Annotated in this window: 21 protein-coding genes and 3 pseudogenes; 11 read left to right on the top strand and 13 right to left on the bottom strand. The window is 61.1% G+C overall.

Annotated elements, in window-relative coordinates; translation table 11 throughout:
• Positions 1-64 precede the first annotated feature (64 nt).
• Together ACSQ36_RS07560 and ACSQ36_RS07555 are read left to right on the top strand one after the other, a co-directional pair.
• Positions 65-1,078: a zinc-dependent alcohol dehydrogenase family protein gene (locus ACSQ36_RS07560; protein WP_436181426.1), complete on the top strand. Its 1,014-nt coding sequence runs from the start codon at positions 65-67 to the stop codon at positions 1,076-1,078.
• An 85-nt stretch (positions 1,079-1,163) separates the two neighbouring features.
• The gene (locus tag ACSQ36_RS07555; RefSeq protein ID WP_436181425.1) at positions 1,164-1,475 is read left to right on the top strand and encodes a hypothetical protein; all 312 of its coding nucleotides are present in this window, start codon (positions 1,164-1,166) and stop codon (positions 1,473-1,475) included.
• A gap of 53 nt (positions 1,476-1,528) precedes the next feature.
• Here the strand turns inward: ACSQ36_RS07555 and ACSQ36_RS07550 are convergent.
• Positions 1,529-1,862 (bottom strand): annotated as a pseudogene (locus ACSQ36_RS07550) (OB-fold nucleic acid binding domain-containing protein); the annotation flags it as partial.
• A gap of 425 nt (positions 1,863-2,287) precedes the next feature.
• Here ACSQ36_RS07550 and ACSQ36_RS07545 point away from each other — a divergent pair.
• Positions 2,288-2,637: pseudogene (locus ACSQ36_RS07545) on the top strand (cupin).
• 295 nt (positions 2,638-2,932) lie between these two features.
• Here ACSQ36_RS07545 and ACSQ36_RS07540 read toward each other — a convergent pair.
• Positions 2,933-3,802 (bottom strand): LysR substrate-binding domain-containing protein, encoded by an 870-nt coding sequence (locus ACSQ36_RS07540; protein ID WP_436181424.1) that lies wholly within the window; start codon positions 3,800-3,802, stop codon positions 2,933-2,935.
• 198 nt (positions 3,803-4,000) lie between these two features.
• Here ACSQ36_RS07540 and ACSQ36_RS07535 point away from each other — a divergent pair, with 198 nt between their 5' ends.
• The 5 genes from ACSQ36_RS07535 (at position 4,001) to ACSQ36_RS07515 (ending at position 10,138) form a co-directional block, all read left to right on the top strand.
• A complete protein-coding gene (locus ACSQ36_RS07535; RefSeq protein ID WP_436181423.1) occupies positions 4,001-5,578 on the top strand; it encodes a sodium:solute symporter family protein in 1,578 nt (525 codons plus the stop codon).
• A 28-nt stretch (positions 5,579-5,606) separates the two neighbouring features.
• A complete protein-coding gene (locus ACSQ36_RS07530) occupies positions 5,607-5,921 on the top strand; it encodes a hypothetical protein (RefSeq protein WP_436181422.1) in 315 nt (104 codons plus the stop codon).
• A gap of 45 nt (positions 5,922-5,966) precedes the next feature.
• Positions 5,967-7,283: an LLM class flavin-dependent oxidoreductase gene (locus ACSQ36_RS07525; RefSeq protein WP_436181421.1), complete on the top strand. Its 1,317-nt coding sequence runs from the start codon at positions 5,967-5,969 to the stop codon at positions 7,281-7,283.
• Positions 7,284-7,440: 157 nt separating this feature from the next.
• Entirely contained in the window at positions 7,441-8,766 is a 1,326-nt protein-coding gene (locus ACSQ36_RS07520; RefSeq protein ID WP_436181420.1) for an LLM class flavin-dependent oxidoreductase, read from the top strand.
• Between the two features lie 52 nt (positions 8,767-8,818).
• Positions 8,819-10,138, top strand: a complete 1,320-nt coding sequence (locus tag ACSQ36_RS07515) for an LLM class flavin-dependent oxidoreductase (protein ID WP_436181419.1) — start codon at positions 8,819-8,821, stop codon at positions 10,136-10,138.
• Between the two features lie 208 nt (positions 10,139-10,346).
• On the opposite strand, the pseudogene ACSQ36_RS07510 reads toward ACSQ36_RS07515, so the two are convergent.
• The 6 genes and pseudogenes from ACSQ36_RS07510 to ACSQ36_RS07485 form a co-directional block, all read right to left on the bottom strand.
• Positions 10,347-11,027 (bottom strand): annotated as a pseudogene (locus ACSQ36_RS07510) (OB-fold nucleic acid binding domain-containing protein); the annotation flags it as partial.
• On the bottom strand, positions 10,970-11,686 hold the full coding sequence (locus ACSQ36_RS07505; RefSeq protein ID WP_436181418.1) for a hypothetical protein: 717 nt from the start codon (positions 11,684-11,686) through the stop codon (positions 10,970-10,972). The pseudogene ACSQ36_RS07510 and the gene ACSQ36_RS07505, both read right to left, overlap by 58 nt.
• 41 nt (positions 11,687-11,727) lie before the next feature.
• A complete protein-coding gene (locus tag ACSQ36_RS07500; RefSeq protein WP_436181417.1) occupies positions 11,728-12,354 on the bottom strand; it encodes a hypothetical protein in 627 nt (208 codons plus the stop codon).
• Between the two features lie 293 nt (positions 12,355-12,647).
• Positions 12,648-13,127 (bottom strand): hypothetical protein, encoded by a 480-nt coding sequence (locus ACSQ36_RS07495; protein WP_436181416.1) that lies wholly within the window; start codon positions 13,125-13,127, stop codon positions 12,648-12,650.
• A gap of 15 nt (positions 13,128-13,142) precedes the next feature.
• Positions 13,143-13,514, bottom strand: a complete 372-nt coding sequence (locus tag ACSQ36_RS07490; RefSeq protein ID WP_436181415.1) for a type II toxin-antitoxin system VapC family toxin — start codon at positions 13,512-13,514, stop codon at positions 13,143-13,145.
• Positions 13,511-13,708 carry a type II toxin-antitoxin system VapB family antitoxin gene (locus ACSQ36_RS07485; protein WP_436181414.1) on the bottom strand — a complete coding sequence of 66 codons (198 nt, stop codon included), beginning with the start codon at positions 13,706-13,708 and terminating at the stop codon, positions 13,511-13,513. Before ACSQ36_RS07485 ends, ACSQ36_RS07490 begins: the two co-directional genes overlap by 4 nt.
• A 516-nt stretch (positions 13,709-14,224) precedes the next feature.
• On the opposite strand from ACSQ36_RS07485, the gene ACSQ36_RS07480 reads away from it, so the two are divergent.
• The 3 genes from ACSQ36_RS07480 to ACSQ36_RS07470 are packed head-to-tail and all read left to right on the top strand — an operon-like array spanning position 14,225 to position 15,759.
• Positions 14,225-14,551: an H-NS histone family protein gene (locus tag ACSQ36_RS07480; protein WP_436181413.1), complete on the top strand. Its 327-nt coding sequence runs from the start codon at positions 14,225-14,227 to the stop codon at positions 14,549-14,551.
• Positions 14,548-14,874 (top strand): hypothetical protein, encoded by a 327-nt coding sequence (locus ACSQ36_RS07475; RefSeq protein ID WP_436181412.1) that lies wholly within the window; start codon positions 14,548-14,550, stop codon positions 14,872-14,874. Before ACSQ36_RS07480 ends, ACSQ36_RS07475 begins: the two co-directional genes overlap by 4 nt.
• A gap of 9 nt (positions 14,875-14,883) precedes the next feature.
• Complete coding sequence (locus ACSQ36_RS07470; protein WP_436181411.1) at positions 14,884-15,759, top strand: hypothetical protein; 876 nt, start codon at positions 14,884-14,886, stop codon at positions 15,757-15,759.
• A gap of 54 nt (positions 15,760-15,813) precedes the next feature.
• Here ACSQ36_RS07470 and ACSQ36_RS07465 read toward each other — a convergent pair whose 3' ends face one another.
• The 5 genes from ACSQ36_RS07465 to ACSQ36_RS07445 form a co-directional block, all read right to left on the bottom strand.
• Positions 15,814-16,062, bottom strand: coding sequence for a hypothetical protein (locus ACSQ36_RS07465; RefSeq protein ID WP_436181410.1), 249 nt, complete (start codon positions 16,060-16,062; stop codon positions 15,814-15,816).
• 233 nt (positions 16,063-16,295) lie between these two features.
• The gene (locus tag ACSQ36_RS07460) at positions 16,296-17,108 is read right to left on the bottom strand and encodes a DNA adenine methylase (RefSeq protein ID WP_436183118.1); all 813 of its coding nucleotides are present in this window, start codon (positions 17,106-17,108) and stop codon (positions 16,296-16,298) included.
• A gap of 22 nt (positions 17,109-17,130) precedes the next feature.
• Positions 17,131-18,192: a relaxase/mobilization nuclease domain-containing protein gene (locus tag ACSQ36_RS07455; RefSeq protein WP_436181409.1), complete on the bottom strand. Its 1,062-nt coding sequence runs from the start codon at positions 18,190-18,192 to the stop codon at positions 17,131-17,133.
• A 2-nt stretch (positions 18,193-18,194) separates the two neighbouring features.
• Positions 18,195-18,782, bottom strand: a complete 588-nt coding sequence (locus ACSQ36_RS07450) for a plasmid mobilization protein (RefSeq protein WP_436181408.1) — start codon at positions 18,780-18,782, stop codon at positions 18,195-18,197.
• Positions 18,783-18,784: 2 nt separating this feature from the next.
• Complete coding sequence (locus tag ACSQ36_RS07445; RefSeq protein ID WP_436181407.1) at positions 18,785-20,566, bottom strand: LPD7 domain-containing protein; 1,782 nt, start codon at positions 20,564-20,566, stop codon at positions 18,785-18,787.
• Positions 20,567-20,582 lie beyond the last annotated feature (16 nt).

Below are 20,582 nucleotides of genomic sequence, written 5' to 3'. Positions count from 1 at the left end.
ATTATAGCGTCCATGCCTTGTTACCATTTGCCTCATCGCGGATGCACCTTCCGGAGGCTTTTCCATGCGGGCGTTTCAACTGGCGTCTTTATCGATCGACTCGCTTCACCGTGCCAACGTGCCCACGCCCAAACCCGCGGCTGACGAAATACTGATGCGCCTGCGGGCCGCAAGCCTGAATTATCTTGATCTCATGGTGGCGTCGGGCCGGTTGGGCCATGCCGACGCACCTTCCTTCATTCCCGGCACCGACGGCGCAGGAGAAATCGTCGAGCTCGGCAGCCGTGTCAAAGGATGGTCGACAGGCGACAGGGTTGTCCCAGGACTCATGGTGGACTGGGTCTCCGGTCCCATCACTCGCGCCGCGTCCGAGCGTTTGCGAGGCGTAACCATGCCCGGCTCGCTCGCGGACTATGCTGTGGTTCCCGCGACATCTCTGGTTCGCATACCCGACCAGTTGCAGTTTGTAGAGGCCGCCAGCCTGCCTATCGCAGCGACGACTGCCTGGAATGCCATTCTCACGGGTAATGTCCGGCCAGGGTCCGTCGTGCTGCTCCTCGGCACGGGCGGTGTAAGCGTGTTCGCGTTGCAGTTCGCGAAAGCGGCTGGCGCACGGGTCATCATTACCTCCTCATCTGACGAGAAGCTTGATCGCGCTCGCAAGCTCGGCGCAGACGTGACAATCAATTACCTCTCAACGCCGGAATGGGACGACGTCGTCCTCGCAGAGACGGCCGGTGCAGGTGCGGATCTTATCGTCGAAACGGTCGGTGCGGCGACGTTTCCCCGCTCCCTCAAAGCGGCGGCCATCGCGGGAACGATCTTCGTAGTGGGCTTTGTCAGCGGAATGGATCTCACGATTCCCGTGTTGCCAATCAATCTCAAGACATTGCGCATCATCGGCAGCAACACGGGCTCGACGGCGAACCTGGCCGATGCTGTTCGTGCGATCACGGAGACCGGCATCAAGCCTGTGATCGATCAGGTTTTCGGTTTCAATGACGCCCATGGCGCCTATCGCCTCCTCGACGGGGCGACGCACTTCGGCAAGGTTGCCATCGAGATCAGTCCACAATAAGGACCTTCGAATAAAGAACTTCGGGCAGCAGCAACTCACTAGCAGAAAATGAAACTATGAGCGGCGAGCGCGGCGATGTCGAGGCATGCCCACCAACCTTGAAGCAATCGGACTTGACTGCCTGGTCAACATCCGGGTGAGTGACGCGCGGGAAACGCTTGTCGATGTCGGCGGTCCGGTCGATCTTGTCTTGCCTGACGCCGTGTTCATCCTCGATCGGCCGGTTCTGAAGCTGCTCGCGCCATATCTGCTCACCGGCAGGCCGATCCTTGCGCAAAACGCCTTCGATCACGACAATGACTATCCGGCTTATGTCCGCAATCCGCCAAACGGCTATCTCTCCCAGCCAATTCCCATCAGTGCGAGCTGGGGCAACGAGTTCGCTGTAGTCACGTGATGATCGCCCTTGCTCACCGCGATCCCCCTTGGGTCGCGCAGATCCGTCATCTTTCAGCAGAAATCCCGGCTCTGCGTCGCAAGCTCCCCCAGCAACGACGACAGATCCATGAGATGTTGCGCAACCAGATGACGAACCTCCCCTTCGCGTTGCCACACACCATAGACGCCAAGCAGCGAGGCACCGAGCACTTCCGCGCGCTGCCTCTGGAGTACTTCTGGCCGGATGATCACATTCACGTTGCCGGTCTCGTCCTCCATCCTTATGAAGATCACGCCTTTGGCCGTGCTGCCGCACTGTGACGATGACGCATCCGCGTGCCAGCTGTCCGTTCCTGTACGTGTGCAGCACGTCCGCCGGCATCAGCCGCTGTTTCAGCAGCCGGGGACCACCTCATTGCAGAACCACCTTGCGCTCGAGACGCTTCGTCGCGGCTGCGGGAAAAGCGTCCACATTTCATTTCTGTTCCGGGCCATTTTCCTGACATACCTTCTGCGCGATCGCGTAAAGGAATGCTGTAGCGTCGACGTGTTCCGAAAGGCGGAAGCGGCCCTGTACCGCTGCGCTCAGCGTGCCGGGCACGATGGCTCATGGCTACTTCCCGAAACAGATATCGATGAGCTGCTGGTCATCCTGACGATTCACGACCGGCAGCTTGCATCCGTACCCGCCCATGTTCACAACGCGGCATGTGCACGTGTCATGCGCTACGCAACGAGCAGCGAGCCATCACCCATTCCCGCAGCCGATGTCGATACCGCTGCACCTGGTGGATGACACAAAGTCTTGCACACGCACCTGGAGAAAGACCGATGAAGATCATCCGAAGTCGCGAGTTCACGGCGAAGCGCCCCTGGGGCGCCCTTGATATCGCCAGCATGAACGGAATAACCGTGCGCCTTCACTGGACGGACCAGCCATACAGGTGGCATGTCAACGACGGCGAGGAAGTGTTCGCCGTGCTTGATGGTACCGTCGACATGCACTATCGCGAATTGGGCATCGAACGCGTCGCGGTCCTGCAGATCGGCAAGGTCTTCTTCGCAGGGGTCGGCGGCGAGCACGTTGCCCATCGGGAGGGACACAGGCCCGTATCCTCGTCATCGAACAGGAAGGCAGCGTCTCAGACGCCCTCCACAGCGCCTGTCCCTTCCCGCCGTGAATGAACCGACAGGCGGCAGATAACTTCCGTCCCACTTGCGCGTGGGCCGGGGTTCCAGTTGGCGCTTATCGGTAGCATATTTCGCCGCCGGGTTGATCGCTCATCAAGAGGTCCGCTAACTAGTTAGGCTCACCAACGGCGGGAAAACCTCATCGACACTCTCCCCGATAGCTTCGTCCGATAAGGGCTCGAAAATCAACAACCCTAACTCCCGATGATCATCGTCGAACTCGTGCGAGGCCGGTCGACCGACCCCGAGGCAGCTTGTGAAGCGGGAACATTCGATAAGCTCGGCTCATGACCTTACTTGCGCTAATACATCTCGCAATGCCGGTCGATTCATTCTGGTAAGGAGGCAGCGCAGATAGTAGTCGACATAGACCGTCGCCTGTGCAATCGACACACTTCTTGTCCCGGCCGTATCGAGGTACTCGACAGCTGATGTAACGGCCACCCCAGCTCCGTGAACAACGGCATGAATCAGCGCATCACCCGAGCCGATACCGGTCAGCCGCGGTAGGGGCATGCTATGCGCGCGACAGAGCTCGGCTAGCTGAGCACCTACGCCGGACGGTTCTCGTACGAGAAGCCCCTGTTCCTTTGACAGGTCGTGCAGCGACAGGCTGCGCCGGTTCGCCCAGCGGTGCTCGGCACTCACGACCGCGATCAACGGCGAGCGACGATACAGAACCCGGTGAAGTTCGGCGTCTGCCGGATCGGGCCCTGCAGAAATCACCAGATCCAGCTCGAAGTTGTACAGTTGCTGGCGCACGTGAGGTTCGTCAATGAACGCCAGCTCCACCTCCACGCCTGGCAGCCGTTCGCGCAGCTCCTTCGCGAAAACGACACCAATGGCCGACGATACCGAGCCGAGCTTGATGGTCGTAGCACGCCGGTCCCTCACCTGTGCGAGCAGGCTCATCGCTTCTCCCTCGCACGCGAACATGCTCTGGGTGATGGCAAACAGTTCGTCGCCAATCCGGGAAAGTACAGCCCTGCGCGACTTCCGGTAGAAGAGCTCAATGCCAAAGCGTTCTTCGAGTTCCTGCACTTGCTCCGTCACAGTTGGCTGCCCGATGCCCAGATACTGCGCAGCAGCGGTAAATCCCCCCGTCAGCGCAACGGCATGAAACGAACGCAGCTGCTTGTAGTACTGGGATGCCATATCAGCCGCGAAGAAATAAAAACCATCAATTCGAATAAGAGCTGCGCGCCCAAGGCTGCGCAGCCTGCCGGAAGGTCGCTTTCTTATAGTAATTTTCGCTTAGAAAATCACTAGAAACAATAAGGAGGCCTATTAACGCGTCTATCGACCATATTATCGGCTGTACCGATGGAAATCAAAAATAAACCGATTTGACCGATGGAGCGGCATCGCTGGACACTGATCACCACCCCAACACGATTGATTCCTCTATCCATGAACACCGTCCATCTGACCCAAGCCACCTCGCTCGGGCCCCTACAGGGGCTTGCCACGATGATCGTGATCGGCGTGGTGTTGCTATGCCTCGTCTACTACGTCAAGCGCCGCCTCGTTACCACAACGCGAGACTTTGTTATCGCAAACCGCAAGATCGGCTTCGGCTTTGGCGTGGCCGGGCTCATTTCCATATGGACATGGTCGATGGCAGTCATGATGTCGTCCGGGCTGACATTCCAGTACGGGCTGTCCGGCCTCTTCTGGTTCACGGTCCCCAATGGCCTCGCGGTCATTGCCATCATTCCGTTCGCCAAGAAGATCCGCCAGGTGATGCCCGAGGGCTACACGATCGCCCAGTTCGTCAGCTCGCGTTTCGACCATTCGAAGGCGGCCGCCACGGTGGTCACCATCGGCATGCTGTTCGGCTCAATCATCGAAATCACCATCAACCTGAAGGGCACGTCGCTCGTCGTGTCCAGCATATTCGGACTCGACCCGCGCGCAGCCGCAGCGGCTGGCATCGCCATCGTGCTCGTCTACAGCCTGCTCGGCGGCCTGTGGGCGTCGATGACCAACGCCACGCTCGTGACGCTCTTTCGAGCAGTACCCGCCGCAATCATCGCGATCGGCGTGCTGCAGTTCGTCGGCGGCGCGACGCCCGTGTGGAACGGCGTGGCGGCACACGGCGCGTCATACCTTTCCGTGACCCGCCCCGACGTGGCCTCGGGCTTCGGGATCACGCTTGCGCTCGGCATCCTCACGGCGTCGCTCGCCGGGCAAGAGTTCTGGCAAGTCGTGTGGGGACTCAAGAAGAAAGAAGTCAGCCGGACTTTCCTCTGGGCGGGCGCCTGGTTCTACCCGATCCCCATCTGTTTCGGCGCGCTCGGGCTGGTCGCGCTCGCACTGAACGTGGACGTGAACCGCGATCTCGGCGGCGACACCGCCGCAGTCGGTCCGTTCGTCGTCTCGCATCTGGGCCTTCCTACGTGGATGGTCTACACCTATGCAGCCGTCATTCTGACCGCGTGCTATTCGACGATTGATTCGGCGCTCTGTGCATTCAGTTCCACCTGCGCGGTCAACATCATCAAGCCGCTGGTTCCCTCCCTCGCTGACCGGCCGCTGCTGCTCTGGTCCAAATCCGCTATGGCCATCGCCGCCGTCATCGCAGCGGCGATCGTCCTCACAGGCGCGGATTTCAATACGATCGTCCTCACGTCCTATGCGATCCGCACCGCTATCCTGATTCCGCTAATGCTGGCGATTTTCTGGCCGCGCATGAACGTCTCTGGATTCGTCTGGGGCACTGCTGCAGCCATCGCTATCGGCATGCCGATCCGCGCGCGGTACGGCGAGCTGGCCGGCACCGCTGCCATCCTGCTCGTAAGCGCGCTCGTGCCGATCGTGCTCGGCCTGCTCAATCGCAAGCGGTTCGACTATGCCGTGCTTTCGCGCCAGGACGATGTCGCCGCGACGCCGGACACCTTCGAAGCCGCAGTGAGCCATTCCGGCACCTGAGCGCCCTTTCCTTCATGGAGTCTTTTCAATGAATCCCGTTCCTTTCTTCGTATCCCCCACGACCGGTGCCGTGATGATCGTCGGCATCGTCATCGCGGCGTTCTATCTACGATATATGTGGCGTGCGCTGTCGAAAGCGTCGCGCGATCGCTATCTGGCCGACGACGGAATCGATGACCGCTACGGCCACAGCCTGCTTGGTGCGCTCATCGCGCTTGGCGCGTCGATCTTCCTTGTCTGCGCATATGGTTTCGCGCCAGTCTTCCTATACCTGGGACCACTCGCGTGCCTGCTGAGCCCGGTGGCCATCATCTATTGCTTCAGCGAAGAGCTCAAGGACTAGGGTTCTTCTTAGTCTCCGCGCCCCAATGACAAATCCCGATACCCCATGAAAAAAAAGATGCATTTTCTCGCGTTTGCCCAGCATGGCGTGATCAACCACGCCATCGCCATGTGGGCGCACCCACGCGACAAGGTCGGCTACGACTATGCCCGCCCCGAATTCTGGCAGGATCTGGGGCGACTGCTCGAACGGGGTCGTTTCGATGCTATTTTTCTTGCCGACGAACTCGCGCCCTACAACGTCTACAAGGGCGACGTCGACATTTCCATCCGTTACGCGGCGCAATGTCCCGTTCACGACCCCGCGACGCTGGTCCCGGTCATTGCCCTCGCGACGAAACATCTCGGTATCGGCATTACCTTGTCGACGACGTTCGAACACCCGTACACGCTTTGCCGCCGCCTCTCCACGCTTGATCACCTGACCGACGGGCGGGTCGGCTGGAACATCGTCACGTCGTACTCGTCGAGCGAATTCCAGGCGATGGGCGTGACCGACGTGATTCCACGCGAAGAACGCTACGCGCGCCTGGAAGAGTTCATGGAAGTGAGCTACCAACTATGGGACAGCTGGGCGCCGGACGCTATCGTCGCCGATGCGGAGACTGCTTTGTACGCTGATCCGTCGAAAGTGAAAAAAGTTGCACACGAGGGCCGCTATTTTCGTTGCCATGGTCCCTCGTTCGTGCGCCATTCCCCGCAGGGACGCCCGGTGCTCTGGCAAGCGGGCTCGTCTGCGCAAGGCCGGGATTTCGCCGCCCGGCACGCGGAAGCCGTGTTCAATATCCAGCCGACTGCCGAAACCATGCGTGCCTATACCGACGACATCCGCCGCCGCGCACATGCCCACGGTCGCGATCCGGAGTCAGTCAGGATTTTCTTCGGTTTGCAGATCGTGCTCGGCGAAACACGCGAATCCGCTGAGGAAAAACTGGCGGCCTTCAAGGCGAAGATTCCACTCGATGGCGCACTCGCCAAACTGTCAGGAGACATCGGCTTCGATTTTTCGAAACTGGACCTGGATGCGGACATTGGCGATATCGAGGTGCCGGGCATCCGCGGACAGTTCGACGCAATCATGGCAGCCAACGGCGGCAAGCCCGTCACGGTGCGCCAGGCCGCGGAGATATACGGCATGAGCCTCGGCGCCCCCGTGCTCGTGGGAACGGCCTCTGACGTTGCAGACCAGATGGAGACGCTTTTCGAAGCAGGTGGGCACGACGGCTACATGATCATGGCCACGTACATGCCCGGATGTTTTCAGGAGTTCGTCGAAGACGTCGTGCCGCTGTTGCAGGCTCGCGGGCTCTATCGAACCGACTACACGGGGCGGACGCTGCGCGAGCATCTGAGCGAACGGTAGGCGTCTCGATCGGGCTGCCTCATCGGTGACGCGCGCTAATTCCGTACGGGGATATGGCATGGACGAATTCGCATAAGTACCGCCAGACGTGCGACTTACCATTCGGAGACCAGACCACGGATCAGCGATGCCGTGGCCGTTTCCAGTCGAGGCAGGTATGAACGTTCCGCGCAGGCATATGCATTTTCTCGCGTTTTGCGAGCATGGCATCATCAATCACGCAATCGGCACATGGCGCCATCCGCGCGACAAGGTCGGCTATGACTTCACGCTTCCCGAGTACTGGCAGGATCTCGGCCGGACGCTCGAACGGGGACTCTTCGATGCGATTTTCCTTGCCGACGAACTCGCCCCCTACAACGTCTATCGGGGCGCGGTCGACGACAGCATCCGTTACGCTGCGCAATGCCCGGTTCACGACCCCGCCACACTCGTGCCGGTCATCGGGCTTGCTACCACACGCCTTGGCATCGGCCTCACCCAGACCACGACGTTTGAGCACCCATATACGTTGTGCCGCCGCCTGTCGACACTCGATCACCTCACACGAGGCCGCGTCGGCTGGAACATCGTGACGTCGTATTCGTCGAGCGAGTTCCAGGCCATGGGACTCTCCGACGTCGTACCCCGAACGGAGCGCTACGCCCGACTGGAGGAGTTCATGGAAGTCTGCTACGCGCTGTGGGATAGCTGGGCGCCAGACGCCATCGTCGCAGACGTTGCGACCGGCATATATGCGGATCCGGACAAGGTGAAAAAGGTCGCCCATGCCGGCAAATACTTTCGATGTCACGGCCCCTCTTTCGTGCATCGCTCGCCTCAGGGCAGGCCGGTGCTCTGGCAGGCGGGGTCGTCAGAGGCTGGACGGGCCTTTGCGGCCCGGCACGCAGAAGCGGTGTTCAGCATCCAGTCGACCCCGACCTCAATGCGCGCATACGTCGACGACATCCGCTCGCGTGCGGCAACGGCGTCGCGGAACGCCGGGGGGCCGCGCATCTATCTCGGCGTCCAGATCGTGCTCGGCGAAACGCATGCGTCGGCAGTGGAGAAACTCGAGGCTCTGAAAGCCAACATTCACATCGACGGCGCGCTCGCGAAGCTGTCGGGCGACATCGGATACGACTTTTCCCAGCTCGCACTCGATGACGAATTGATCGACATCGATGTTCCAGGCATTCGTGGGCAATTCGACGCACTGCGCGGGATCAAGGGTGGTCAGCCCGTTACCTTACGCGAGGCCGCTGAGGTCTACTCGATCAGCCTGGCAGCTCCACTACTTGTAGGAACAGCGGCCGAAGTCGCTGACGAACTTGAACATCTGATGGACGTGGCGGGCAACGACGGATTCATGTTGCTTGGCACCTATATGCCCGGATGCTTTCGGGAATTCGTCGACGATGTGGTGCCAATCCTGCAACGGCGCAATCGCTATCGATCGAACTATCCCGGCGTCACATTGCGCGAAAACATGCTTCAAGACTGACCGGCCACTACGCCGCGGCTGGCTTCCCCATCAACCGGAAAATATTCAATCCATGAGTAAGAAACAAGCGCATCTCCTCGGCTTCGTTCAACACGGCGTGAACAGCCACGCCACCGGCATGTGGCGCCACGCCAGGGACAAGATCAACTGGAACTATGCCGCCCCGGACTACTGGATCCACATGGCACGCACAATGGAGCGCGGATTCTTCGACGCCATGTTTATCGCCGACGAACTGGCGCCGTACAACACACATGGCGGCAGCTCCGACCCGGTCATCCGCTATGCGGTGCAGTTTCCGGTTCACGAGCCATCGACCATCGTGCCGATAGTGGCGGGCGCGACGCGCCATCTGGGCGTGGGTGTTACGTTGTCGACCGCGTTCGAGCACCCGTATTCGATGTGCAGACGTCTGTCGAGCCTCGATCATCTTTCCGGTGGCCGTGTCGCATGGAATATCGTCAGTTCGTACTCGAAAAGCGAATGGGACGCTTACGGCGCATCCATGACCGACCGCAGCCGCCGGTACGAGCGGCTCGAGGAATACATGGCCCTGTGCTACGAGTTGTGGAACTCCTACGAAGACGGCGCGATCGTTGCGGATCGGGCAAGCGGCATCTACGCGGATCCGTCGAAGATCCGTGAGGTCAACTTCGACGGGCAGTTCTTCCGCTGCCGGGCCCGCCATTTCGTCGCGCCGTCGCCGCAGGGACATCCCGTTCTCTGGCAGGCCGGATCGTCCGATACCGGACGTGACTTCGCTGCCAGACACGCCGAGGCTATCTTCGCCGTACTTCCGACCGTGAACAGAATGCGGCAGTACACGGAAGACCTCAACAACCGCCTGGAGCACAAATTCTCACGCCCTCCCGGCAGCGTGAAGCTCATCTTCGGTCTTCAGACCGTCGTCGGCGAAACGCGTGCGGAGGCAGAAGACAAATACGAGCGCATCAAGGCGTGCATTCCAGCCGAGGGCGCGCTCGCCTGGATGTCCGGCCACTTCGGGCTTGATTTCTCGCGGTACGACCTCGATGAATATGTCCAGAACATCGAGGTACCCGGCATCCAGGGCTTGTTCGAATCCGTCGTGTATGCCAAAGACGGCGCGCCCGTTACCCTTCGGGAAGCCGCGATGATTTACGCCCAGGGAATGGGTATGCCGGTCGCCGTCGGCACCGCGAAGGACATCGTGGACGCGATGGAAGTCTATATGGACGAAGGCGGCGCAGACGGCTTTATGCTTGCCGCAACCTACACGCCAGGCTGCTTCGAGGAGTTCGCCGATCTGGTCACGCCAGAGCTGCAACGCCGGGGGCGGCTGCGAGGAGCCTATACCGGCCGCACGCTGCGAGAAAATCTGATTGGGCGGTGAGGCTGCCATCAAGAAGCCCGGTCTACAGTTTTACTCGATGACAAGGTTAGGACATGGGCCTACGGCGGGCAAAGCCCGCAAGTCACCACGCCCCCCGGAAACAGGAAGTCGGCGCACATGGCCCATGCACCCGTCAGATGCACGGCCGTAGCCCCCTCTTCTCTAAGAGACCATTTCAGTGCGACGCGTGTTGCACTGAAATGGTCTCTTAGCAGAAATCCCGGCTCTGTGTCGCAAGCTCGCCCAGCAACGAGGACAGATCCAGGAGATGTTGCGCAACCAGATGACGGACCTCCCCTTCGCGTTGCCACACGCCATAGACGCCGAGCAGCGAGGCACCGAGCACTTCCGCGCGCTGCCTCTGGAGCACTTCTGGCCGGATGATCACATTCACGTTGCCGGTCTCGTCCTCCATCGTGATGAAAATCACGCCTTTGGCCGTTCCCGGCTGCTGCCGCACTGTGACGATGCCGCATCCTCGTGCCAGTTGTCCGTTCCTGTAGGTGTGCAACACGTCTGCTGGCATCAGCCGCTGTTTCAGCAGCCTGGGCCGCAGCAGTTCCAGCGGATGACGACCGAGCGTCAGGCCCGTCGAGCGATAGTCGCCTACGATATCCTCCGCTTCAGAAGGTGCGCCAAGCGCAGGCGTCACCTCGCGAGGCTTTGCCGCGGCAAGCAGGTCCCGGTCCGGCACGGCAACCACCGATTGCCACAGCGCCTCACGCCGGTTACCGGCAAGCGAGACCAGGGCATTCGCCCCGGCGAGCACCTGCAGGTCATGCCGGTCCAGCTGCGCGCGGCGCGCTAGATCGTCCGTCGAGTCGAAAGGTCTCACCGCGCGTGCAACCTCGATGCGCTGCGCAGCCCCATCACGCATCCCGCGCTGAAGCTAATGCGCGAGTCTTCCACCTTCGCCGCCAGTTGCGCCCCGACGGCTTCTTTCGGATGTTGATTTCCGTACCGGTCAATAAGTCCAATGACAAAACGTCCACGGTACGTCTGGCAGATCGAAAACTTTCCTTGCATCTGCTCGACGAACTCGCACAATTCGGCGTCCCCGATCCCTCTCGCATCCAAATGATCCAACAACGCCGAATGTAGTGCCAGCGCATCATCGAAGGTGATGTCGACCAGTGGCCCAATGATCGGCGGGGCGTAGTGTGCCGACTTTTGAATGGCCATTGCGTTCGGGTAGGCACCGAAGCACGTGCTCAAATGAACGACGGTATGCTTCGGGAGAGATCGAAACACTTCGCTATGTAGCCAGAGAGAAATGGACTGCTCGTCCCCATCGACTTTACGGCCAGGTATCTCGAGGTCGCCGGAAAGTTCGTGACCGTGAGCGCTTATCACCAAGACCTTCGGCGAATTTTCGGGGATCCGGGAAAGAGCAGCACAAGCCTCCGCGATACACTGATCGAAGGCTTTCCCCGAGCGATAGATCTGCTTGTAGAGGCACTCGTGTCCGGCGGCGTCGATGCCGAAGATTTTCGACTGAGCACCATCGCGGCGGATGTTCGCCTGCTCGATGATTGCGTAATGGGCCATGCGCTTTTCCGTTTCGTCTATCAGACTTCAGCCCAGCTAAGTTAGCCGTGCCTCAGATGGGGTCGGGCAAAATCTTCCAACACTTGGATCGCAGTCAGTATGTCGTTCGTCAACTTGTTATCTGCCGAGTTGCGAGTTCCGAAAACTTCCGATCTGACCTTTTTCGAGAACTCACGGTCAACTTTAAAATTCTCATTTTCACTTACGCAGTTCTCGATATAACTTTCGATCGCCGCGTAGAGCATGGACACGCAACACGACAACCGCTGTGTTGCTTCGCGCGCATCCGCTCCCCAAATTGCTTCAACTTCAAGGCTGCGAGTATCGAACTCTTTTAAAGACGTGGCGACATGCGACCAACGATGTTTGAATACATGGTTCCAAGCATTCACTTCATCCTTCGTGGACGGATTGATGCCGCCCTGCTTATATCCTGCCGGGAATTCCGCTGCGACCACGAGCGGAGCGCGACAGTTGAACAGCGCCTCCCGAAGTGAATATGACGCACGCATCAGCGCTAGTGCAGCCTCGAATTTGGTTCTTCCGCCAAGCTCGCGGAGCCAGTTATTCAGCCCCTTTCGAGCGACGAGCGCCGTGACAACCCCCGCTACCGCGAGCGCCACATCCTTGACCATACCCACGACTACGCCAGTCTCAGCTAATGCCATGACAACTCATCCATAGTCTCTTTCCCGTTACGTAATTAGCCGCTGTGGCCGCCACCATCAGAAGAGCAATCGAACGAGGAGGCGTGATGCCCATCGACCACCGCAGATTGCGAATGACAGTCAACGGGCGATTTCGTGTCGGTGTTTGTCGAAAAGGGGAACATCGGCAAGTACGAGGCCTGTGACGATCCCTTTCGATTCCGCATGCTTCTCAGCAAGCGCTGAGAGAGCTTGGGCATCGTCTTTCCTCTCTCTTGTCCGCAACCTTTCCTGTGTCTAGCTCGTAGCTGGCATCATAAGAGCCGGACATTCAAGCTTGTCCCTTTGATATGCAATTCGGTGCTGCCGTAGTCTACGAAGCCCGCGGTCGCATGGTCGATGCCATTTTCACGAAACCAAGCCGCTGCTGCGTCCTGGATACGGTTCATGAGGTCGATGACCTTATCCCATTCCGGGTGGTCGGATTTGCCATCGGTAGGTGGGAAGCCGTCCGAAAGCTTGGCGGCGGCGATCTTCTCCAAAACCTCGCGCGCTTCCCTGCTGTCGACCACGTGCCCGCTCGTTTCGCCTTTGTTCATCCCATCAATCATTTCTCTCAACGCAGCTGGCGCGAGAAAGCGAACGAAATATGCGGGTGGTTCCGTGGTCACGCTGGCCGTCTCGAACTGTGTCAAACCGTCAGCGACTGCGGCGTCAACGGCTGACTGTCGGGAGGGGAAGCCAGACACCCACTTCCCCTCAGCATTTTTGAACACGTATGTCGTTTCCTTCATAACCTTTTCCGCTGTCTAGTGCGCGAGCATTGCGCCGAGATGGAGTTCATCCGCAACCTTCTTCAAACGTTTGTCGCGCGTCCAGATGGTGATGCCAGGTTGCAGGCGCGCCGACGCTAACAGTGACGTGTCGACATATCCGATCCCTCGATTGAACAAACCTTCGCGCTCGATCAGATAGAGCGTCTCTTCCGGCGTTGCAACGGGTGAGCGTGGCAGATCGAGCAATGCGCCAAGCACAACGTCGCGATCACGCAAACTACCGAGCGAAATCTCTCCGGTCACGAATGGATGAGCCAGCACTCGCTCCTCGGCAAGCAGGGTCATCAGCATAGGTTCGGAAGCGTTCAGATGGTCAATCCAGACCGACGTATCGACGAGAATCATTCAACGCCCTGCCGGCGGCGCGGCGCCCCCTTGATGCCCGGCTGGCTACCGCCAAGATTTGCGAGCCGCTTCGCGGCTTCACGCTGGATCAAGGCCTTTAAAGCTTCGCGCACGAGTGCCGTTTTTTCCTCGACACCCGTATAGGCTTGAGCCTTGGCGATCAAGTCGTCATCAAGCGAAATAGTCGTCCGCATGGGAAACTCCATAATCTAGAGCACTGATTATAGCACCATTTGATGTTCAAAAAAGTGACTGAAGTCGTTTCGGAATAAGCGTGTTTCGCCACAACATTCGAGGCGATTGCACGCAAGGGCTGCGGAGATAGCCCGCGAACAGAGACCTGATATCGATTCGTCGAAAATTCGGGGCCGCCGGCACGCCCTCATCCGTGCGCCAGGCTCCCGTCCGTGGTGCCGGGATGTTCTAAGTCACCGCGCCGATGGAAAGGGCTTGTTGGCCGCGTATTGTGACAAGTTAAATGTAGTCCGGCTGATCTCTCCCGTCGGAGCGGCAAGCGCCTGATTCCGTATCGGCGCCACACCGCCTGAAGACTTGGCCGCAATTGGCCTGAGAGCGGCCAGATTGATACAATCGCCCTGTTGATAGCAGCAACAAAGCAAATGAAGCAGGCAGTTCATTTGCGGTATCAAACAAAGCCGCAAGGCATTCAGTATTGAATCCTTTCTGCCTGACATGAAGTGGAGTGATTGATGGCGACTTATCTGGAGCTCAAGGCCCAGGCCGAAGAATTCGCGGCAAAAGCGGAACAGGCCCGCCTTTCAGAACTGCAGACCGTGCTTGACGAGGTTCGAGCGCGGGTGAAGGAATATGGACTGACGCCTGAGCAGGTGTTCGGCCGCAAACGGGCCGCATCCAACCGGGCATCCGATGGCGCGTCCTCCCCGACCGCCAGGAATGGCACACCTCTGCCGCCCGTGTATCGGGACCCGAAAACCGGCAAGACCTGGAGCGGTCGCGGTCGCGAACCGTCCTGGATCAAGGGCAAGAAGCGCGACCGGTTCCTGATCGCGACGTGAGCCAGGACATTGTCGACGCGAGCTCACGCGAGCGCCCGGCGACATCGACACAGGCGTCGGTGAAAACGCGGCCGCCGTCTGACGGCATGACGATTTCGAACGGTATCGCCTCCTCGCGTCGGCGCAAGCCTGCCAAACGGCGAGCGAACCCGGTCTGCCCGCGAATACTGTCGCTGATGCGCTATCGGGACCGGATTGTCCGTGTCGTCGCGGAAGCACGCGGGCAACGCGTTATCATCGAATCCATCGACGACACGGGTCGCCTGCACAAGAGCCCTGTCAAATGGACAAGCCTTGAACCGTGTGGAGAGCAGCTATTCTGAGGCGCTGCCATGGACCAACTGGATATCTTCGATAACAGCCGGGACGTGATGCTGCGTAACGACGTCATTGGCGCGTTGCAGCACGACGAGACAGCCGCCGCCGGGCGGTTGCTGCTTGCGCTCGTTGCGGAGTATCCGGATGACCGCAGTATTGCCTCGCTGCGAACGATGCTGTGCGCGCTCGAAGAAAAAACCGCCACGCCATTTCCGGATCACGATGCCGCCGCTGTCGCACGCGACCAGTTACTCGCCCGGCTTGAGGCCGCCGCCGTTGAACTGCTCGGACAGCGCGAGGCAACCACATGGCTCGCGAGGCGCTGGAAGGAGATGGCATGCCGTGCAGCTTCGCTTTCCTTCCGGCCTGAGCACGGCGACTGCCATGCCGCGCCGTTCTGGCTTCGTGCCGGACACTGGACTTCGGCGATCGATGCGGTCGGGAGGATTGAATCATGGCGACGCATTCCCGCGCCGCTTGCCTGGATGAGTGAGGCCACCTACCGGCTCAACGGCATGGAAGCCGCGTGGCCGATGATGGCCGAACTCGCATGGCTGTCACCGGAGCGCCTTGACTCGCTGGCAAGGTCCCTTGCTGACCCATCACTCGACGCGCTTCTCGCGCGGTTCAATGCCACTTTCGACGGCAACGGCGACACGTCCGATCTCTGCTGGTTTCCCGCCTGGGCACTCGTGGAAAAGACCGGCCTCGCGCGATGGCTCGCGCAGGCGCAGCCATCTCGACAGCTCGCGCCTGAGCGGGCAATGCGTCTGGTCCTCGATCTGCTGAACCTCGAACGCCAGGGCCGTCATCACGAACTGGTCGAGCGACGCAAGGTGCTGCGCGATCTCAGCCCGCCGCTCTATGCGACGTACATGAAGACCCGATAGAGACCTCGATAGACGCCGCGATCGACGGCACGCTGCCACATCCCTCTGTGCGGGTCACGCCACGACTTCGCACACGCCCCAGCGGGTATCGATCAGCGACCCAGCCGCAAGCGCGCCTCTGCCGGCCAGACGAGCCCGGAAGCGGACCGGCGCATCACCGGCCGCCCGTGGAAACGGGCCGATTTCCACCACATCAAGCTCAATGCCCTGATAGCTGATTCGGGAACCCACGAACGCGCTCGTACGGGTACGCACGCCTGCCGGGATATCTCGTTCGCCGAACACCGGATCGCGCGCATTCATGCGAGAACCACCCTGACGACAACAATGCCGCCGGCCACGAACGAAACGAGACAGGGCAAATCGAGACTGTGCAAATTCATAGGTATTTCACTCCGTCACGAGGACGGCCATTTTACCCGGCGGGCGGCCCGCACGAAAAATGCGCGCCCCCCGCCCTGCAACCTGCCTTGTGATCTTGCCGGCTACCGGTTCCCATTCATGCGGCGCTGGACACCGCGGTTACCGCGAGCCATTCATTTTGCCCGCACAGTTTTTGGGGAGATGCGTTGCGGGTCCTGGCGTCGATCCCAGCTGTAGATGATGAGTTCCGTGCGACGCACACTGCTGCCCCGCCCGCCTGCCGTATATCTGACGTCGACCGTTTCCTGCGAGAAGTCCGTAAAAAGCCGCCTCATCTCAGGATGGTCATTCAGGCTCACGATCGCACGTCCCTTGAGCCGTTTCAGGATATCGGCCATCTGGCCATATTCCTCGAAGGCAAAGGGCCGACTGTAGCCCTCGGTTTCCCAGAAAGGCGGATCGAGGTACATGAAAGTATGGGTCCGATCGTACTTAGCCACGCAGGTCTGCCAGTCGAGGTTTTCGACATAAGCGCCCGAGAGCCGCAGGTGCGCGCCCGACAGCGTTTCTTCGAGCCTCAGCAGGTTAAGGCTCGGTGGACTGGTGGTCCTCGTGCCGAACGTGCGGCTCTTCACCCGGCCCCCAAAGCCGTTCGTCTGCAGGTAGTAAACACGCGCCGCGCGCTGGATATCGGTCAACGTATGGGTCGGCGTGTCGCTGAGCCATCCGAAAACCTGCCGGCTGCTGAGCGCCCAGCGGAACTGCCTCACGAACTCTTCCAGGTGATGCTGAACCACGCGATAGAGATTAATAACGTCGCCGACCAGGTCATTCAGGACTTCCACCTCGGCGGGCTCGCGCAGAAAGAACAACGCGGCAGCTCCCGCGAATACCTCAACGTAGCAGCTGTGCTCCGGGAAGCGCGACAACAGGATCGGTGCGAGACGGCGCTTGCCGCCGATCCACGGGAAAATCGGTTGTGCCATAAGCTCATCCTCCTGCAGGGGTTCAACGCTGCGGATCGGGCTCAACCCGACCTGGCGGCTCGACGGGGCGCGGCGCATCTGCCCTGTCCGCACCGGGGTCATGCCGTGGATCGCTGCGCTTCGGTGGCCGCCCGCGAGCTTCCTCTGGCAGCGGCACGGATGCTTCACGCACGATTGCCATCCTTCTCACGAAGTCCGCCACATCAATCGCGAGGCGACGATCCTGTGCACTCGAAGACCCCGCCAGTGCCTGGCCGATTTCCCGCCATGCGACGAGTGCCCCCTCGTGCGCGCCGAGCATGGCCGTTCGATCAGCGTCACCGCGTTCGAGAGCACGCTGGTCATATTCCGGCACCACACCACGTGCGCGCATGTGGACCACCGCCTGCTTCGGATAGCGGTGTGTCACGCCGCGCGTGCGCCGTGGTGTCGCATTCGCGTCCACGCCGTGTTTGCGCAACTGCGCGGCGAAGGTCTCGCGCCACCCTTGCAGATCCGTCTTGCGCGGATTCAGTCGCCGGCCATCGCGGCCCCTCGCCTGCACGCTCAGATGCACATGCGGATGCGCCTCGTCGTTATGGGCCGCGAACACATAGGCATGGTTGTCGCCGAATTCGATACGCGCGAACTCACGTGCCGCGTCGCGCACCGCCTGGCGGTCCGTTCCAGGCGGCATTGACAGCAGGATATTGAAGGTTTCGCGGCGCCGGCTTTCGGCGGGAATACCCCAGCCGCCCCGACGCCATTCCTCAACCAGATCACGCAGCGCTCCGGCACCTGAAATCGACTGCCCGTCCTGGTCTTCCATTTCGACCTTGCCGTTGCGCGAGATATAGTCCAGATGGCGCCGAATGGCCCCGATCCCGTTACTGCCACTGGCCTTGTTGGTGATCTTGACCATCACCTCGGGCACACGGCGAACCGTGCGTGCCAGTTCCGCGCGCAACCGTGCGGCGTCCTGCGCACCCGCAGATAACTTCGCTCCACCCATGCGTGGTGCACGACGCCGGCGCAGCGGCTCGTAGAAGAGGCGATCGCCCCAGTTCAGCAGCACACCGTCGATAAAGCGTTTGGGAAACGGCATGATTAGCGACTCCATCGTGCGAGATTCGCGCGGATGAGTCCCCCCACGCGGTCGAGATGGCGGTCCACGTCCGCTCTCAGCGCATCCAGCGCGTCCAACGTGCCCAGCCTCTGACCTGCGGATCTGTCCGGTGCCATATTCAGGGCGCGTGCTATCTGGTTCAGGTTGCGGCCGAGCGCTGCCAACTGATGGTTTGAGTCCGCCAGCACCGTCAGTTCATGATCGCCGAACTGAGGTTCTCCGGTGATCTGCGCCCGGATCGCCGCGACGATCCAGCGGTTCACCGACATGCCGGCCTGCTGCGAAACGTTCTCCACGGCTTCGAACTCCGCCGCACTCAGACGGACTTCCACCCGCAGGCGCGGACCACTGTCATCGACGGGCAGCGCAACTGTTGCAGACTGATCGGTGACTGCGAGTTGCCCGAGCGCGTCCAATATCAGTTGTCGGAGACGCTCCGCAGATGCGATCCCGGTGGATCTGCAATAGGCCTCCCATCGTGGCTTTAATGCCCCCAGCTCGATCGAGACGCGCGCCCGCCGTCGCCCGTCCAAAGCCCGGGAAGCGCCGACGTTCGGATTCGCGTCCATCGTCACAGCCCCGGCATGGAGGGATCGGGGGCAGCCGGCGCGCGCTCCCTGTCCCGCGTGCGCTGCGGTTCCGCCTTGCGCATCGTGCGCGCACGTTCTGACGGCGCCTTGGGATCGAAGGTGCGAGGCGCTGGCACCGTAACGCCCTGCGACGCCAGGGTATCCAGCACGCGGCCGGCCCGGGCCTGGACCTTGGCGACCGACTTCTCGCTGAAGCCCTGCTCCCGCATTGCCGCCATGATCACTGCAAGCTGCAGCGCCCTGTCGACGGCTGGTGGGTTGCTGCCTTCCGGCACCGGCGGGCCACCCGCCCTGTCACCCTCCTTGCCCCTGCGCTGGACTGTGCCATCACGCATCCTGCCAGTGGCACCCCGCTTCACATCAGGCGCATCGTCGTCCGCGTCGCCGGTGTCGACCTCGCGATCCGGTGCCGGTTGTGCGCCCTGCGGTGCGTCCCTGGGTGCGTCCCTCGTCGTCGTACGCTCGAGCACATCGACCCGCCACGTGTTGCGATAAACCTCCTTTTCCTCGACATCGACCACCTTGCCTGCGGCATCCCGCACCGGAATTTCCACGGTGACCCAGCGCTTGCCAAGATTCTCCAGCGACACCGTATCGCCAATGTTGGCGTTGCTCTCTTCGATCGCCCGCTCGAGATCCACGCCCCATACGATGCGCTCCTTGCCTGTCCGGTTGAGGACCACCGCGTAATATGAGTCGCTGTTTTCACGATCGTTCTGATACGGCGCCGGACCGTGACTCAGCAACTGGCCGACGCGCACGGTTTCCCGCGCCTGCCGCTCCGCATCGACCGCATCCCGCCCCTCACGGTTGACCGGTCGGACCCCGTCCAGCGGGTCCTGCGATGCCGGCCTCGGGTCCTGTGACGATACCGGTCTCGGCGCCGGCGGCTCCACAGAAGGCCTGCGCTCCTGTCGCGCCCCTCGAGATGGCCCGCGTGACGGCCCGGTTGGCACAGGCGTGGGACCCGGCGCATCCGGAGCGGGCTCACGCGGGTGGCGGCTGTCGGTCTGCGCGCCACGTGGCTGACTCGCTGTTTGAGGCTGCGGCTCAGGCTCGATCCGGTTGTGCATCCAGGACTTGCGCAGTTCGTCCAGACGCGCCCGATCGACCGCCTTCGGCTCATAGCCGCGGACCTCAATGCCACGCAGCGACGCCTGAAGCCACACCTCGCGCCGGAATTCCTCGTGCCCCGACACGCGGATACGGTGCCAGCCCTTCGCGGCCGTCATCTCCACCATCGACTCGACGATGTCCGCCCGGTTGTGCCCCGTGACCAGTCGCATGCCCCAGTCCTCAAACGCCAGGTGATGCGGCTCGTCCTTCAGGAAATACTGATGGTCCGCACGCAGATATCGCTTCTTCACGAGTTCGGGAGGATCGTCCAGTACCCCGGCAGCACGCGCGGCAGCGTCCTGATCGGGTGGGCCGCCCGGACGCCGGGTGTCCCCCGCCTGCGGTGGGGCGGCCTGCGAAGCTGATGGTGGTCCCGACTGCTGGTCCCAGCCTCGCGCATCCGTTCCCAGATGCGCACGCGCCGCATCAGCATCACGCCGGCGGCGCGCGGCGAGCGCTTCGAGCGTTGCAGGGTCCAGCCCTTCGGCCACAGGATCATCCTCGCGCTCCGGGGCCGCGGATCCCGGATCAGACGCGTCATCATCGCGCTCGATCACATTGGCCGGAATCACATCCGGTGGCGGCGCGCCGTGCGCGGGCTCAGACTCAGGTGCCTCGGCGTCTGCGGAAGAAAGGTTGTCTGCCATCACGATACCTCGTCGG

This window comes from Caballeronia sp. LjRoot34 (assembly GCF_964253815.1).
Lineage (GTDB): Bacteria > Pseudomonadota > Gammaproteobacteria > Burkholderiales > Burkholderiaceae > Caballeronia.
The sequence above is the reverse complement of the archived record's forward strand: the minus strand, read 5'-3'. Positions and strand labels throughout refer to the sequence as shown.

Coding starts and splice junctions, on each gene's coding strand:
- ACSQ36_RS07470 (WP_436181411.1), top strand. CDS start 14,884: ATGGACCAACTGGATATCTTCGATAACAGCCGGGACGTGATGCTGCGT.
- ACSQ36_RS07535 (WP_436181423.1), top strand. CDS start 4,001: ATGGAGCGGCATCGCTGGACACTGATCACCACCCCAACACGATTGATT.
- ACSQ36_RS07530 (WP_436181422.1), top strand. CDS start 5,607: ATGAATCCCGTTCCTTTCTTCGTATCCCCCACGACCGGTGCCGTGATG.
- ACSQ36_RS07445 (WP_436181407.1), bottom strand. CDS start 20,566: ATGGCAGACAACCTTTCTTCCGCAGACGCCGAGGCACCTGAGTCTGAG.
- ACSQ36_RS07555 (WP_436181425.1), top strand. CDS start 1,164: ATGCCCACCAACCTTGAAGCAATCGGACTTGACTGCCTGGTCAACATC.
- ACSQ36_RS07520 (WP_436181420.1), top strand. CDS start 7,441: ATGAACGTTCCGCGCAGGCATATGCATTTTCTCGCGTTTTGCGAGCAT.
- ACSQ36_RS07485 (WP_436181414.1), bottom strand. CDS start 13,708: ATGCGGACGACTATTTCGCTTGATGACGACTTGATCGCCAAGGCTCAA.
- ACSQ36_RS07525 (WP_436181421.1), top strand. CDS start 5,967: ATGAAAAAAAAGATGCATTTTCTCGCGTTTGCCCAGCATGGCGTGATC.
- ACSQ36_RS07560 (WP_436181426.1), top strand. CDS start 65: ATGCGGGCGTTTCAACTGGCGTCTTTATCGATCGACTCGCTTCACCGT.
- ACSQ36_RS07540 (WP_436181424.1), bottom strand. CDS start 3,802: ATGGCATCCCAGTACTACAAGCAGCTGCGTTCGTTTCATGCCGTTGCG.
- ACSQ36_RS07505 (WP_436181418.1), bottom strand. CDS start 11,686: ATGGCCCATTACGCAATCATCGAGCAGGCGAACATCCGCCGCGATGGT.
- ACSQ36_RS07465 (WP_436181410.1), bottom strand. CDS start 16,062: ATGAATGCGCGCGATCCGGTGTTCGGCGAACGAGATATCCCGGCAGGC.
- ACSQ36_RS07495 (WP_436181416.1), bottom strand. CDS start 13,127: ATGAAGGAAACGACATACGTGTTCAAAAATGCTGAGGGGAAGTGGGTG.
- ACSQ36_RS07455 (WP_436181409.1), bottom strand. CDS start 18,192: ATGCCGTTTCCCAAACGCTTTATCGACGGTGTGCTGCTGAACTGGGGC.
- ACSQ36_RS07460 (WP_436183118.1), bottom strand. CDS start 17,108: ATGGCACAACCGATTTTCCCGTGGATCGGCGGCAAGCGCCGTCTCGCA.
- ACSQ36_RS07480 (WP_436181413.1), top strand. CDS start 14,225: ATGGCGACTTATCTGGAGCTCAAGGCCCAGGCCGAAGAATTCGCGGCA.
- ACSQ36_RS07500 (WP_436181417.1), bottom strand. CDS start 12,354: ATGGCATTAGCTGAGACTGGCGTAGTCGTGGGTATGGTCAAGGATGTG.
- ACSQ36_RS07515 (WP_436181419.1), top strand. CDS start 8,819: ATGAGTAAGAAACAAGCGCATCTCCTCGGCTTCGTTCAACACGGCGTG.
- ACSQ36_RS07490 (WP_436181415.1), bottom strand. CDS start 13,514: ATGATTCTCGTCGATACGTCGGTCTGGATTGACCATCTGAACGCTTCC.
- ACSQ36_RS07450 (WP_436181408.1), bottom strand. CDS start 18,782: ATGGACGCGAATCCGAACGTCGGCGCTTCCCGGGCTTTGGACGGGCGA.